The organism is Ectopseudomonas khazarica (assembly GCF_004521985.1).
Classification (GTDB): Bacteria; Pseudomonadota; Gammaproteobacteria; order Pseudomonadales; family Pseudomonadaceae; genus Aquipseudomonas; species Aquipseudomonas khazarica.
The window spans coordinates 223,058-236,319 of sequence record NZ_SBHZ01000002.1; the positions used below are offsets into that span (position 1 = coordinate 223,058).

The window sequence follows — 13,262 nt, forward strand, 5'->3', positions numbered from 1 at the left end:
ACAGTGCCCGGGGCAGCGCCGATAATCCTGTCTTAATCGGGATGAGCGATACTGTCGACTCGCCCTTCTCGCGCCCTTTCGAACATGCACGTGCTCCTCACCGAAGACAACTCGCTGATCGCCAGTGGCCTGATCGCAGGCCTGCAGGCACAGGGCTTCACCGTCGCTCACACCGCCAGCGCGGCGGCGACGCAAAGCCTGTTGCAGCACAGTCACTTCGACCTGCTGATCCTCGATCTCGGCCTGCCCGACGAAGACGGCCTGAACCTGCTGCGCCGCCTGCGCCGTGACGGCCTGGCCCTGCCGGTGCTGGTCCTCACCGCGCGCGACGCCGTGGCCGAGCGTGTCGCCGGCCTGCAGGCGGGTGCCGACGACTACCTGACCAAGCCCTTCGACCTGCGCGAGCTGGCCGCACGCCTGCATGCCCTGCTGCGCCGCGCAGCCGGCAGGACCACGCACCTGATCGAGCATGGCCCGCTGCAGTACGACCCGACCCGCTGCACCGTCAGCCTCGCCGGCGTCCCCGTCGACCTGTCGCGGCGCGAACAGGCGCTGTTGCAGGCGCTGCTGCAGAATCCGGGGCGGATTCTCAGCGGCGAGCACCTCAAGGACTCGGTGTACGGCCTGGACGATGACGTCGAGAGCAATGCCCTCAACGTGCACATCCATCACCTGCGCCGCAAGCTCGGCAACGGCATCGTCGAGACCGTGCGCGGCCTGGGCTACCGGCTCGGCACCGCCGGCCACGAGGAGCAGCCCCGATGAGCCTGCGCCTGCGTCTGACCCTCGGCCTCGGTGCCGCCTTCGTGCTGCTCTGGTCACTGGCCGCCACCTGGATGCTCTACGACCTGCGCAGCCAGCTGCTGCAGTCGCTCGACGAACGCCTGGCCGCCTCGGCCCGCATGGTCGCCGGCCTGCTGGTGCAATTGCCGCAGGCGCGCACCAGCCAGGACGGCAGCACCCGCCTGAGTGCGGAGCAGCTGGGCATTCCCAATGGCCTGGCCTGCCAGATCAGCTCGCTGCGCGGCGAGGTGCTGGCACGCAGCCACTCGACGCCGGAGAACATGCTCGATGCCAGCCAGCAGGGCTTCCACGATCAGGTCATCGGTGACCAGCTGTGGCGCAGCTTCACCCTGATCCAGGATGACCTGCGCATCACCACCGCCGACCGCCTGGATGAACGGGCCACGCTGCAGCGCTCGATCCTGCTGGCCGCTGCGGTGCCGGTGGCGGTCGCCCTGCTCGGCAGCCTCGCCCTGCTCTGGGTCGGCCTGGGGCGGGGCCTGGCGCCGCTGGAGCGAATCCGGGCGGCGCTCGCCGGACGCAGCGCCAACGCCAGCGAACCGCTGCCGTTGACCGACCTGCCCGCCGAGCTGGCGCCGCTGGTGGAGGCACAGAACCAGCTGTTCCAGCGCATCGGCGCCACCCTGGAGCGCGAGCGGCGCCTGACCGACGATGCCGCCCACGAACTGCGCAGCCCGCTGACTGCGGTAAAAACCCACCTGCAGGTCGCGGCCATGACCGAGGGTGAGCCGGCACGGATCGCCATCGCCATGGCGGAACAGGGCGCCGATCACCTGCAGCGCATACTCGAACAGCTACTGATGCTCGCACGGGTCGAAGGCAACCTGCCCTTCGATGAAGGCCTGCCATGCCGCCCGCTGGAAATCGCGCAGCAGGCCATCGCCGATGCGACGCACAAGCCGGGTGCGGCCGTAGAACTGAGTGTTGCCGACGACCTGTCCGAGCAGTGCCTGGCCATGCCCCCGGCCCTGGCCATCGCTGCTTTGCGCAACCTGCTGGAGAACGCCCGCCGGCACACGAGGCCAGGCACCCAGGTAGACCTGCACATCGCACGCGACGGCCAGGGTCGCGTGCGCTTCAGCATCCGCGACCAGGGCCCGGGCATCACCCCCGAGCGCCTGCAACGCGTCACCGAGCGCTTCTGGCGCAGCGCCGACAGCGACGGCAGTGGCCTGGGCCTGTCCATCGTCAAGGCCATCGCCGAACGCTGCGGCTGCAGCCTGCAGTTCATCGCCCATGCCGATGGCCTGGAGGTGTGCCTCGCGGCCCGGCTGCGCAACGAAGGCGGCTGAGCGACGCGCTCTTACTTGCGCGGCTTGGCACGTGCCGTGGGTTCGGCGATCAGCGGATCGTCCGGCCAGTAGTGCTTCGGGTAGCGCCCCTTCAGGTCCTTCTTCACGTCCAGGTAGGTATTGGCCCAGAAGCTGGCCAGGTCCTGGGTCACCTGTACCGGCCGGCGCGCCGGCGACAGCAGGTGCAACTTGAGGCCCAGGCGACCGCCTGCGATGCGCGGCGTGGCCGCCAGGCCGAACAGCTCCTGCAGGCGCACCGCGAGTACCGGCGGGTTTTCCGTGTAGTCGATGGCGATGCGCGAACCGGACGGCACGCTCAGCGCGCGCGGGGCCAGCTCGTCGAGGCGTTGCGGCAGCGGCCAGGGCAGCAGCGTCTGCAGGATCGCCGACAGGTCGAGGCTGGCGAAGTGGCTGAGTCGGTTGACCTTGCCCAGGAACGGCGTCAGCCACTGATCGAGACTGGCCAGCAGCGCCGCATCGGCCAGGTCCGGCCATTCGCTCTGCCCCTGCGCCTGCAGGTCCAGCTCGCGCAGCAGCGCCACGCGCGCCTGCCATTGGCGCAGCTCGGGCGTCCAGGGCAGCAGTTCCAGGCCCTTGCGCCGCACCAGGCCAACCAGCGCCCGGCAGCGCGCCGACTCATCGAGCGAGGCCAGGGCCTGGCGCTCCAGCACCAGCTCGCCGACCTTGCGCTGGCGCTCGGCACGCAGCGCACCTTCGCGCTCGTCCCAGTCGAGCACCTCCTGCTCCTCGACCTGCTCGGCCAGCTCGCCGGCGAACAATGCCGGGTCGAGATCGGCCGCCAGGTAGATCCGCTCCTCGCGCTGCCCTTGGCGGCTACCCAGATCGGCCACCACCAGCCATTCGTGCTTCATCAGGGCATCGGCCTCGCCGAACTGCGCAGCGCGGCCATTGGCCAGGCGGTAGTCGGCGCCACCGGCACGCCGCTGCTGGGCGATGCGATCGGGGTAGGCGAACGCCAGCAGGCAACCAAGCCAGCGCGGCTGATCGGGGTCGCTCACCGCCTGCGTCACCGGCCGCCCCTTGAGCTGCCCGCGGAACTGCCGGGCCAGTTGCCGGGCGCGCTGCACGGCGCCCTGTGCGTTACGTGCGACGCGGCCTTCCCCGCCGAGCAGGGCCAGGCGGCTGTGCAGGTCGGCGCCGCCACCGCGCAGGATGTCGCGTTCCGCCAGCAGCGCCGCCAGGTCACAGGCCAATGCGCCCAGCCCCAACGCCTGGCCACGCAGCAGCAGATGGGCGATTCGCGGGTGGCTGGGCAACTCGGCCATGGCCTGCCCGTGGGCATTCAAGGCGCCGCGCGCATCCAGGGCGCCGAGCCGTCCCAGCAGATCGAGCGCCTGGGCATAGGTGGCCTGTGGCGGCATGTCGAGCCAGCTCAGCTCCTGTGGCGTCACGCCCCAGCGCAGCAGTTGCAGGGCCAGGCCGGCGAGATCGGCCTGGAGGATTTCCGCCGTGGAATAGGCGCTGAGCTGTTCGTGCTGGCTCTGCGACCACAGCCGGTAGCACACGCCGGGCTGCAAGCGCCCTGCGCGCCCCGCACGCTGGGTGGCGGAGGCACGGGAAATGCGCTGGGTGTCGAGGCGGGTCATGCCGCTGGCGGGGTCGAAGCGCGGGACGCGCGCCAGACCGGCGTCCACCACCACACGCACACCGTCGATGGTCAGGCTGGTTTCGGCGATGTTGGTGGCCAGCACCACCTTGCGCTTGCCGGCAGGCGCCGGGTCGATGGCCGCACGCTGGGCGTCGAGGTCCAGCTCGCCATGCAGCGGGCAGAGCAGGATGTCGTCGCGCCCCGCCAGGACCTCGCCCAGTTGCTCGGCCACCCGGCGAATCTCCGCCTGCCCGGGCAGGAACACCAGCAGGCTGCCGGGCTCGTCGGCCAGTGCCTGCTGGACGGTCTGCAGCACCCGGGGTTCGATCCACTCGCCAGCCTGGAACGGCGCCCCCCAGCGGATATCCACCGGGAACATGCGGCCTTCGCTGCGCAGCACCGGGGCATCGCCCAGCAGGCTGGCCAGGCGCTCGCCCTCCAGCGTGGCGGACATCAGCAGCACCTTGAGCGGCGCCTCGCCGCTGTCTTGCGCACGGAACATGGCGCGGCCGTTGAGCGTCAGCGCCAGGGCCAGGTCGGCATCCAGGCTGCGTTCGTGGAACTCGTCGAAGATCACCAGGCCGACGCCTTCCAGCGCCGGATCGTCCTGCAGACGCCGGGCGAGAATACCTTCGGTGACCACCTCGATACGGGTGTTCGGCCCCACCTTGCTGTCCAGGCGGATGCGATACCCCACCGTCTCCCCAACGCGCTCGCCCAGCTCGCTGGCCAGGCGCTCGGCAGCCGCCCGCGCGGCCAGGCGACGCGGTTCGAGCATGACGATGGTCTGCCCGGCCAACCAGGGTGCATCGAGCAGGGCCAGGGGTACGCGGGTGGTCTTGCCGGCGCCGGGCGGGGCCTCCAGCACCACTTCGTGGCGGTCGCTCAGGGCCGCGCGCAAGGCAGGTAACAGGACGTCGATAGGCAGGGTGTTCATCATATCTCCACAGCGAGCCGGCGATTATAGAGCAGCTCGGCATGGCGAACCGCCGGCGCCCTGACCGGTCTCATTGGCAACCGCGTGCACGTCGCGGTTTTGCAATGGCGAACTGCTATAGTTGCGCCACTTTTTCTGGAGGTGCTCATGCGCACGAAATCCCGTGTCATCGCTGGCGTCGTCGCCGCGACCCTGCTGGCTCAACTGACGGCCTGCGGCTCGATCTTCTACCCGGATCGTCGCGGCCAGATCGAGGGCAGGATCGACCCCGTGATCGCCGGCGCCAACGCCATTGGCATCCTGTTCTACGTCATCCCCGGGCTGATCGCCTTCGCCGTGGACTTCGCCACCGGCGCCATCTACCTGCCGGAAGGGCAGACCGCTCAGGTCGACCCGCAACAGCTCAAGCAACTGGTCGGCGCTGACGGCCAGGTCGACCCGCTGGCGCTCAAGGCGCTGATCGAAACCAGCACCGGCCACCAGCTGCCGCTGGACGACCCGCGCCTGATCCAGCACAGCGGCAGCAGCGAACAGCTGGCCGCCTACGGCCTGCGCCCGGCGGCCTGAGTCCATGCACGATCCGCAGCACGCCAGGCTGATGCGCCTGGCCACCCGGGCGGCGCTCGCGGTGGCGCTGACTCTGGTGCTGGCCAAGGCCGTCGCCTGGTGGCTGAGTGGCTCGGTCAGCCTGCTGGCCGGCCTCACCGACTCGCTGCTCGACAGCGCCGCCTCGCTGATCAACCTGGTCGCCGTGCATTTCGCCCTGCGCCCTGCCGACGAGGACCATCGCTACGGTCACGGCAAGGCCGAGGCACTGGCCGGGCTCGGCCAGGCGCTGTTCATCGGCGTCAGCGCCATCCTCATCGGCATGCAGGGCCTCGAGCGCCTGCAGGCGCCGCAACCACTGGAAGCCGAAGGAGCCGGCATCGCCGTGATGCTGCTGGCCCTGGCGCTGACCATCGGCCTGCTGGCCTTCCAGCGCAAGGTGGTGCGCGAAACCGGCTCCACGGCGATCCACGCCGACTCCCTGCACTACCGCTCCGACATCCTGCTCAACGGCAGCATCCTCGTCGCCCTGCTCCTGACCCGCTTCGGCTGGCTGCAGATGGACGCCCTCTTCGCCATCGGCATCGCCCTCTACATCTTCTGGAGCGCCATCAGCATCGTTCGCGGCGCGGTGGCCGTGCTGATGGACGAGGAGCTGCCCGCCGACGTCAGCACGCAGATGCACGAACTGGCATGCGCCGTCCCCGGCGTACTCGGCGCGCATGACCTGCGCACCCGCGTTTCCGGCACGCGCTGGTTCGTCCAGCTGCACCTGGAGCTTCCCGGCGAGATGAGCCTGTCGCAGGCGCATGAGCATTGCGAAGCCGTGGAGAAGGCCATCCACGAGCGCTACCCGCGTGCCGAAGTGCTGGTGCATGCCGACCCGCAGGAAGTGGTCAAGCACTGATCCCCCACCAGCCCCTGCCAGACAGCGGGCAATAAAAAAGGGGCCTCGCGGCCCCCTCGGGAAATCTGTCCGGTGCTGGCGGTGTTGTCGCCGCTTTCGTCGCCCGCCTGGTTGGGCAGTGCGGACCCGGGTGCCGGTGCGATCCGGTAGGACCGTCGGCGCCGACTCACCTGGTTGGGCGATGCCGGTAGGACTTATCGTCCGGGCCGTGAAACTGAGAGAAAGCTTACGCCCATGGCGCCGAAATAAGATTGCTAAGATTGCTTACAAACTTATCGATTGCGCAATTTACAGCTAAAGGAGCACTATTTATCGCAATCCAATAATGAGCCAGTAGAAAAATGGACAAACTCGACCGTTACGACCTGAACATTCTCGCCGAATTGCAGCGCAACGCTGCCCTGTCCAACCAGGAACTCGCCGAACGCATCGGCCTGTCGCCCTCCCCCTGCTCGCGCCGGGTCAAGCAGCTGGAAGACGATGGCTACATCACCGGCCAGGTCGCCCTGCTGGATCGCAAGAAACTCGGCCTGAGCCTGACCGCCTACGTGCTGATCGGCATGGACCGGCATACGCCGGAGCGCTTCGAGCATTTCCAGGAGGAGATCCGCAAGTGCCCCGAGGTGCTGGAGTGCTGCCTGGTCACCGGGATGGATGCCGACTACCAGCTCAAGGTGGTGGTGCCGGACATGGATCACTATCAGAAGCTGCTACTGGGTACGCTGACCCGCATCGACGGGGTGTCCAGCGTGCGCTCGAGCTTCGTGCTGCAGCAGATCCTTTCCAGCACTCAGCTGCCGCTGCAACACCTGCGCGACTGAAGGTCGCAGGGAGTAAAGGATCACGACGCGCTCTGGATCAGGGCGCGTATAATGCCAGCCCCGCGTTTTCCATCCGAATCACGAGGCTCCATGGAAACCGAACAATTCGAAGCGCTGATGATGTACGTCCTGGTGGGCGGACTGATCCTGTTCATGTTCTTCATCATCTGGGACCTGGCCAAGAAGTCCAAGGCCGGCCGCCTGGGTACCGCCATTCTGTTCCTCGGCCTGGGACTGTGCCTGTTCGCCTTCCTGGCCAAGCCGATCATCACCTACATCATCGAGACCGCGCGCGGCATCCACGGCTGACGCCGGCGCCCGCCCCACACAATTTCTCACCGACCCCAAGCCGTCAGCAGAAACGGCCCGTTGTTAACAAGGAGTTCACATGAGCGCCGCCAATCTGGTGATGCAAAGCTATGGACGCTGCTGCGCCAGCCCAGATTTCTTCGACAGCTTCTACCGCCATTTCCTTGCGAGTTCACCACTGATCCGCGAGAAGTTCGTCGACACCGACATGACCGCGCAGAAACAGCTACTGCGCCAAGGCATCCTCAACCTGGTGATGCACGCCCGTGGCATGCCCGACACCAAGTTGCGCGCCCTCGGCGAGTCGCACTCGCGCCAGCATCTGGACATCCGCCCCGAACTCTACGACCTGTGGCTCGACGCATTGCTGTTGACCATCAGCGAACACGACAAGGAATGCGACGCCGACGTGCGTCAGGCCTGGCGTGAAGTGCTGAACAAAGGTATCGCCGTGATCAAGGCCGGTTATTGACTCAGATCATGTTCGCCGGCACCCGGGCGCTGCGACAAAACGCCTGAGTGTCACTCCAGCCTGGCCGCGACCTCGCGCCACTGGCCAGGCTGCAGCCCCTCCAGACGCCAGGGGCCGATGGCCACGCGCACCAGCCGTAGTGTGGGCAGGCCGACAGCGGCAGTCATGCGTCGCACCTGGCGATTGCGCCCTTCGCGAATCACCAACTCCAGCCAGGCGGTCGGCACGCTCTTGCGAAAACGTACCGGCGGGTTGCGCGGCCACAGCTCGGGCTCGGCCAGACGGCGGGCCTCGGCCGGCAGCGTCGGGCCATCGTTGAGCGTCACGCCGCTGCGCAGTTGCTGCAGCTGCTCGTCACTCGGTTCACCCTCCACCTGCACCCAGTAGGTCTTCGGCAGCTTGTGCCTGGGATCGGCGATGCGCGCCTGCAGGCGACCGTCATTGGTCAGCAGCAGCAGGCCCTCGCTGTCTCGATCCAGGCGCCCGGCCGGATACACGCCGGGCAGGTCGACGAAATCCTTCAGCGTGGTGCGCCCCTGGTCGTCGTTGAACTGGGTAAGCACGTCGAACGGCTTGTTCAGCAGCAGCAGGCGCGGTTGCGCGGGCGGCGCCTTGGCCACACGGCGTGGCGCAGCAGGACGAGACTTGGCAGGAGGACGAGGGCGCGACATGCAACGGGCTTCAGCGGAACAGGGTCGTGCAGTGTACCCCACGATAAGCGGCGCTGATGGTGCTTCCACAGCTTGGCACAGCGACTAAGCTGCTGATTCAACTTCAGCACTCAGGAGCCGTCCATGAGCAACAGCGCCGAACTCGCCACCTTCACCGGCTGGGCCGCCACCGCCCCAAAGGCGCCGCTGGAGCGCCTGAGCTACGACCCCGGGCCACTCGGCGCCGAAGAGGTCGAGGTCGCAGTGGAGTACTGCGGCATCTGCCACTCCGACCAGTCGATGATCGACAACGAATGGGGCAATGCCCGCTACCCCTTCATCCCCGGCCATGAAGTGGTCGGCCGCATCGTGCGCCTCGGCGAGCAGGTCCGCGGCCTCGAACTGGGTCAGCGCGTCGGCATCGGCTGGTACAAGGGCAGCTGCATGCACTGCGGCTCCTGCATGGAGGGTTCGCACCAGCTCTGCCGCTCGGTGAAGCCGACCATCGTCGGCAGCCACGGCGGCTTCGCCGACCGCCTGCGTGCGCACTGGGCCTGGGCGGTGCCGCTGCCCGCCGGACTCGACCCGGCGCTGGTCGGGCCGCTGTTCTGCGCCGGCTCCACGGTGTTCAGCCCGCTGCTGGAGTTCGACATCAAGCCCACCGATCGCGTCGGCGTCGTTGGCATCGGCGGCCTTGGCCACCTGGCGCTGCGTTTCCTCAATGCCTGGGGCTGCGAAGTGACGGCCTTCACCTCGTCGCTGAACAAGCAGGACGAGGCCAAGCGCCTGGGCGCTCACAAGGTGGTGGCCTCGACCGACAGCGCGGCGATGAAGGCGATTGCCGGCAGCCTGGACTTTCTCCTGGTCACGGCCAGCGCCGACCTCGACTGGATCGCCCTGCTCGGCACCCTGCGCGGCAAGGGCCGCCTGCACTTCGTCGGCATCGTGCCAAGCGCGATCCCGGTGCATGTGTTCAACCTGATCCCGCAACAGAAGAGCCTGTCCGGCTCGCCGGTGGGCTCGCCATCGAGCATGGCGAGCATGCTCGAGTTCTGCGCCCGCCATCAGATTCTGCCGCAGGTCGAGCACTTCCCCATGAGCCAGGTGAACGCCGCCATCGATCACCTGCGCAGCGGCAAGGCGCGCTACCGCGTGGTACTGGACGCCAGCCGGTGACAGCACGGGCGCAGAGCTGGCATGCTCTGCGCCCTGTTTTTCCCGTGAGCGGCGATCGCCATGCCCCTGACTCTCGACACCCCCACGCCCGATGACCTGCCCACCCTGGTGGAGATCTGGGAGGCGGCGGTACGTGCCACCCATCACTTTCTCCCGGAAAGCGATCTGCAGGTGATCAAGCCGCTGCTGCGCGAGCAGTATTTCCCCGCCGTACAGCTGACCTGCGCCCGCGATGAGGCCGGGCGGATACTTGGCTTCCTCGGTCATGCCGAGGACAGGGTGGAGATGCTCTTCGTCGATCCGCACAGCCACGGCCAGGGCGTGGGCAGACGCCTGATGCAGCATGCCATCGACGCGCTGGGTGCGACCCGGGTCGACGTCAACGAGCAGAATCCGCAGGCCGTTGGCTTCTATCAGCACCTGGGATTCGTGGTCACGGATCGCTCGCGCCTGGATGGCGGCGGCAGGCCGTTCCCGATCCTGCACATGGCCCTCAGCCGATAGGCCAGGCGGCCGAGATCCCCTCCAGCGCCTGCTTGAGCTGCGCCCGGCTGAGCGCAGCGGCAAGGCTCACGCGTACGGCGTGCCCCGGATTGGCCTCGACCGCGAACACCTCGGCGGGCACCACCTCCACGCCCTTCTGCCGACAGGCCTCGGCCAGCGCAACGGGCGGCTCGACGTCCAGCCACAGGTGCGGTGCCACCGCCCTGCCCTGCGGCATGCGCGCCCCCAGCACACGCGCGGCCAGGCGCCAGCGCTGCTGCATCTCGTCGATCTGCCAGGCCAGACGCTGCTCGGCGAGGCCGCTCTCGATCCATTCACAGGCCAGCGCCAGGCTCAGCGGCGCCACCGCCCAGCGCGTGGCCTGGGCTTCGCGATCGATACGCTCGAGCAACTGCGGCGCTCCGGCGATGAAGCCCAGACGCAGGCCCGGCGCCACGCTCTTGGACAGGCTGCTGATCAGCAGGCAGCGCTCGGGCAGTTGCACCGCCAGAGGTGCCTCACTGCCCAGCACGCCGTAGACATCATCCTCGACGAGCCACAGCCCACGCTGCCTGGCCACCTCGGCGATGGCGGCACGGCGCTCGCCATCCAGGCTGGCGCCGGTGGGATTCTGCAGGCAAGGGGTGAGCACCACCACGCGCGCCCCCGTGGCACGCGCCTGGCGGTCGAGGTCATCGGGCAGGACGCCGTGCCGATCCATCGCCACACCGTGCAGCGGCAGGCGCAGCTGGCGGGCAGCAGCCTTGATCCCAGGTGCGGTGTAGCGCTCCACCAGAATCGGCTCACCCGCCTCGCAGAGTGCCAGCAGGGCGGCCGAGACCCCCTGCTGGGCACCGGCACACAGCAGCAGGCCACCGGGTGCCAGCTCCAGGCCGCGTCGGCGCAGCCAGCTGGCGCCCGCCAGGTGCGCGCGCTCGACCAGTGCCGCCGAGGGGTAGGTCTGCAGCATATCCAGCTCGCCACGGGCCGCCAGCGCCGCGAGGCTGGTGGAAAGGTCGCGGTTGTCCGGGTCATGCACCGGGACGTTGGTCGACAGGTCGATCAGGTCCCCGGCTGCGGTCGGCTGCTTGAGACGGAAAAGGCTGGCCTCGCGGCTACCGGTGAGCACGTAGGTGCCTCGGCCGACCTCGCCGGAAACCAGGTGGCGCCGGGCCGCCTCGCGGTAAGCGAGCATCACCGTGCTCGGGTTGATGCCCAGCGTCCAGGCCAGGCGGCGCTGCGGCGGCAGACGCTCGCCAGGCTTGAGTTCGCCACGACCGATCGCCGTGGCGATGGCCTCGACCAATGCCAGGTAGGTGGGTAAGGCGCTGTCTTGCAGATCAGGGAGCCACATTGCTTGCCATGCAATATAAATATTTACCCATACAATGCGCCGCACTAGCATCCGAGTCAACGTCACCCGGAGCCCCTGCCATGTTCGACCTCACCCAACTGCGCCAGAGCGCCCAACTGGTCCACCGCCACATGACTCCCACGCCGCAGCTGAGCTGGCCGCTGCTGTGCGAGCGCAGCGGTTGCGAGGTGTGGGTCAAGCACGAGAACCATGCACCGACCGCGGCCTTCAAGGTGCGCGGCGGCCTGGTCTACATCGACGCACTGCTGCGCCGCGAGCCGCAGGTCCGTGGCCTGGTCACCGCCACCCGCGGCAACCATGGCCAGAGCCTGGCGCTGGCTGCCCGCGCGGCGGGACTGGCGATCCGCATCCTGGTGCCGCACGGCAATGCCCGCGAGAAGAACGCCGCGATGCGCGCCCTCGGCGCAGAAGTGATCGAGCATGGCCGCGACTTCGATGAGGCCCGCGCCGAGGCGGCACGCCTGGCCGAGCGCGACGGCCTGCACTGGGTGCCGTCACTGCACGAGGACCTGGTGCGCGGCGTCGCCACCTACGCCCTGGAACTGCTGGAGGCGGTGCCGAACCTGCGTCGGGTCTACGTGCCCATCGGCCTCGGCTCGGGCATCTGCGGGATGATCCGCACCCGCGACCTGCTCGGCCTCGACACCGAGATCGTCGGCGTGGTCGCCACTGGCGCCGATGCCTACGCGCAGAGCTTCGAACAGGGCTGTCTGGTGCAGACCGAACGCGCCGACACCCTGGCCGACGGCATGGCCTGTCGCCAACCGCAGCAGCTGGCGCTGGACATGATTCGTGCCGGCGCAGCGCGCATCGTGCGGGTCGACGACGACGAGATCCGCGACGCCATCCGCAGCTACCACGAAGACACCCACAACCTCGCCGAAGGCGCTGGTGCCGCCGCCCTGGCCGCGCTGATGCAGGAGCGCGAGCGCAACGCCGGGCAGCGCGTCGCCGTGGTGCTCAGCGGCGCCAACATCGACCGGGCGGTGCTCGCGGAGCTGCTCTGCGACGAGGCCGCCGCAGCCTGAGATCAGAGCTGCGCCAGCGGCTCGGCCGGCTGGCGCGCAGGCAACTGGCGCAGCCAGCGGGAGACGCCCCACTCCGCCGCGACCAGCGCCAGCAACAGGCCAAACTGGATCAGCAGGGCGATGTAGAACGGCTTGAAGACATGACCGATCTGCCGCTTGAGCAGGCCGAGCAGGAAGTCGGCCTGGAACAGTTGCCCGATACGCGCATCCAGCACCTGCGTCAGCACTTTCTCGTCGAGCCCGCTGTAGCGGGCCGTCTTCTCCACGGCCAGCTCGCCAATGGCCTTGCCCAGCAGGCTGGCGCGCAGACGGTCGAGCAGGTCCAGGGCAATCCGCTCGGCGGTCGACGCGTCGGCACGCAGCGCCGCCTCCGCCTGGCGCTCGCTGCGCAGGTAGTCCATCGCCAGTTGATCGAGCAGCGCCTGCACGCTGACATCACGCACCGCCAGCTGGCCCTGCTCGTCCTGGGTTTCGACATAAGCCTGGAAGTCGCTCCAGACCTCGTCGGCCAAGGTCTGCACCAGTGGCGCATAACTGTCGAGGTGGCGGTAGATCTGCTGCTGGCTGCCGTACAGCATCCCGCCCTGGAAACCGAGGAAGCCGCCGGCCAGCGGCAACAGCAGGAAATAGAGCTTGAGCAGCCAGTGGTGCCAGCGCTTGTTGCGTGCCAGCCAGCCCAGGCGCTGCAGCTTGAACGCCAGCAGCAGGCCGGCGCCCGCGCCGAGCAACAGGGCCAGGCCGGTGTAGAGGAAAAGACTGAGAAAACTGAAGGGCTCCCACAACGCGGTGAGCAGCAGACGCGCCTGTTCCATGCGTATTGCCTCGTTCATCCATGATGCGCGTCAGTCTAAGG

General features: G+C 68.3%; 14 protein-coding genes. 10 read left to right on the plus strand and 4 right to left on the minus strand.

What is annotated here, in order from left to right:
• Nucleotides 1-84: 84 nt before the first annotated feature.
• Nucleotides 85-765: a response regulator gene (locus tag EPK82_RS02860; RefSeq protein ID WP_134675726.1), complete on the plus strand. Its 681-nt coding sequence runs from the start codon at nt 85-87 to the stop codon at nt 763-765.
• The gene (locus EPK82_RS02865; RefSeq protein WP_134675727.1) at nt 762-2,096 is read left to right on the plus strand and encodes an ATP-binding protein; all 1,335 of its coding nucleotides are present in this window, start codon (nt 762-764) and stop codon (nt 2,094-2,096) included. The genes EPK82_RS02860 and EPK82_RS02865 overlap by 4 nt, the downstream gene beginning before the upstream one ends.
• Nucleotides 2,097-2,107: 11 nt before the next feature.
• Here the strand turns inward: EPK82_RS02865 and hrpB are convergent, their stop codons facing one another.
• Nucleotides 2,108-4,642, minus strand: a complete 2,535-nt coding sequence (gene hrpB / locus EPK82_RS02870; RefSeq protein WP_134675728.1) for an ATP-dependent helicase HrpB — start codon at nt 4,640-4,642, stop codon at nt 2,108-2,110.
• A gap of 147 nt (nt 4,643-4,789) precedes the next feature.
• Between hrpB and EPK82_RS02875 the strand changes: the two genes are divergently transcribed.
• From EPK82_RS02875 to EPK82_RS02895, 5 genes are all read left to right on the plus strand, one after another.
• Nucleotides 4,790-5,209, plus strand: a complete 420-nt coding sequence (locus EPK82_RS02875; RefSeq protein ID WP_047592185.1) for a hypothetical protein — start codon at nt 4,790-4,792, stop codon at nt 5,207-5,209.
• Between the two features lie 4 nt (nt 5,210-5,213).
• On the plus strand, nt 5,214-6,095 hold the full coding sequence (locus tag EPK82_RS02880; RefSeq protein WP_134675729.1) for a cation diffusion facilitator family transporter: 882 nt from the start codon (nt 5,214-5,216) through the stop codon (nt 6,093-6,095).
• A gap of 341 nt (nt 6,096-6,436) precedes the next feature.
• Complete coding sequence (locus tag EPK82_RS02885) at nt 6,437-6,916, plus strand: Lrp/AsnC family transcriptional regulator (protein ID WP_037051675.1); 480 nt, start codon at nt 6,437-6,439, stop codon at nt 6,914-6,916.
• Nucleotides 6,917-7,006: 90 nt separating this feature from the next.
• Nucleotides 7,007-7,225: a DUF2788 domain-containing protein gene (locus EPK82_RS02890; RefSeq protein ID WP_037051671.1), complete on the plus strand. Its 219-nt coding sequence runs from the start codon at nt 7,007-7,009 to the stop codon at nt 7,223-7,225.
• A 79-nt stretch (nt 7,226-7,304) separates the two neighbouring features.
• Nucleotides 7,305-7,697, plus strand: coding sequence for a globin (locus tag EPK82_RS02895; RefSeq protein WP_037051667.1), 393 nt, complete (start codon nt 7,305-7,307; stop codon nt 7,695-7,697).
• Between the two features lie 50 nt (nt 7,698-7,747).
• Here the strand turns inward: EPK82_RS02895 and EPK82_RS02900 are convergent, their stop codons facing one another.
• Nucleotides 7,748-8,368 (minus strand): pseudouridine synthase, encoded by a 621-nt coding sequence (locus EPK82_RS02900; protein ID WP_218952820.1) that lies wholly within the window; start codon nt 8,366-8,368, stop codon nt 7,748-7,750.
• A 123-nt stretch (nt 8,369-8,491) separates the two neighbouring features.
• Between EPK82_RS02900 and ahr the strand changes: the two genes are divergently transcribed.
• Together ahr and EPK82_RS02910 are read left to right on the plus strand one after the other, a co-directional pair.
• Nucleotides 8,492-9,523 carry an NADPH-dependent aldehyde reductase Ahr gene (gene ahr, locus EPK82_RS02905; RefSeq protein WP_134675730.1) on the plus strand — a complete coding sequence of 344 codons (1,032 nt, stop codon included), beginning with the start codon at nt 8,492-8,494 and terminating at the stop codon, nt 9,521-9,523.
• A gap of 60 nt (nt 9,524-9,583) precedes the next feature.
• The gene (locus EPK82_RS02910) at nt 9,584-10,027 is read left to right on the plus strand and encodes an acetyltransferase (protein ID WP_134675731.1); all 444 of its coding nucleotides are present in this window, start codon (nt 9,584-9,586) and stop codon (nt 10,025-10,027) included.
• Here the strand turns inward: EPK82_RS02910 and EPK82_RS02915 are convergent.
• Entirely contained in the window at nt 10,017-11,360 is a 1,344-nt protein-coding gene (locus EPK82_RS02915) for an aminotransferase-like domain-containing protein (RefSeq protein ID WP_134675732.1), read from the minus strand. The two genes, EPK82_RS02910 and EPK82_RS02915, sit on opposite strands and share 11 nt — an antisense overlap.
• An 80-nt stretch (nt 11,361-11,440) precedes the next feature.
• Here EPK82_RS02915 and EPK82_RS02920 point away from each other — a divergent pair, with 80 nt between their 5' ends.
• Nucleotides 11,441-12,409 carry a threonine dehydratase gene (locus EPK82_RS02920; RefSeq protein ID WP_134675733.1) on the plus strand — a complete coding sequence of 323 codons (969 nt, stop codon included), beginning with the start codon at nt 11,441-11,443 and terminating at the stop codon, nt 12,407-12,409.
• A gap of 2 nt (nt 12,410-12,411) precedes the next feature.
• On the opposite strand, the gene EPK82_RS02925 is transcribed toward EPK82_RS02920, so the two are convergent.
• Complete coding sequence (locus tag EPK82_RS02925) at nt 12,412-13,221, minus strand: hypothetical protein (RefSeq protein WP_134675734.1); 810 nt, start codon at nt 13,219-13,221, stop codon at nt 12,412-12,414.
• Nucleotides 13,222-13,262 lie beyond the last annotated feature (41 nt).

Coding starts and splice junctions, on each gene's coding strand:
- EPK82_RS02860 (WP_134675726.1), top strand. CDS start 85: ATGCACGTGCTCCTCACCGAAGACAACTCGCTGATCGCCAGTGGCCTG.
- EPK82_RS02865 (WP_134675727.1), top strand. CDS start 762: ATGAGCCTGCGCCTGCGTCTGACCCTCGGCCTCGGTGCCGCCTTCGTG.
- hrpB (WP_134675728.1), bottom strand. CDS start 4,642: ATGAACACCCTGCCTATCGACGTCCTGTTACCTGCCTTGCGCGCGGCC.
- EPK82_RS02875 (WP_047592185.1), top strand. CDS start 4,790: ATGCGCACGAAATCCCGTGTCATCGCTGGCGTCGTCGCCGCGACCCTG.
- EPK82_RS02880 (WP_134675729.1), top strand. CDS start 5,214: ATGCACGATCCGCAGCACGCCAGGCTGATGCGCCTGGCCACCCGGGCG.
- EPK82_RS02885 (WP_037051675.1), top strand. CDS start 6,437: ATGGACAAACTCGACCGTTACGACCTGAACATTCTCGCCGAATTGCAG.
- EPK82_RS02890 (WP_037051671.1), top strand. CDS start 7,007: ATGGAAACCGAACAATTCGAAGCGCTGATGATGTACGTCCTGGTGGGC.
- EPK82_RS02895 (WP_037051667.1), top strand. CDS start 7,305: ATGAGCGCCGCCAATCTGGTGATGCAAAGCTATGGACGCTGCTGCGCC.
- EPK82_RS02900 (WP_218952820.1), bottom strand. CDS start 8,368: ATGTCGCGCCCTCGTCCTCCTGCCAAGTCTCGTCCTGCTGCGCCACGC.
- ahr (WP_134675730.1), top strand. CDS start 8,492: ATGAGCAACAGCGCCGAACTCGCCACCTTCACCGGCTGGGCCGCCACC.
- EPK82_RS02910 (WP_134675731.1), top strand. CDS start 9,584: ATGCCCCTGACTCTCGACACCCCCACGCCCGATGACCTGCCCACCCTG.
- EPK82_RS02915 (WP_134675732.1), bottom strand. CDS start 11,360: ATGTGGCTCCCTGATCTGCAAGACAGCGCCTTACCCACCTACCTGGCA.
- EPK82_RS02920 (WP_134675733.1), top strand. CDS start 11,441: ATGTTCGACCTCACCCAACTGCGCCAGAGCGCCCAACTGGTCCACCGC.
- EPK82_RS02925 (WP_134675734.1), bottom strand. CDS start 13,221: ATGGAACAGGCGCGTCTGCTGCTCACCGCGTTGTGGGAGCCCTTCAGT.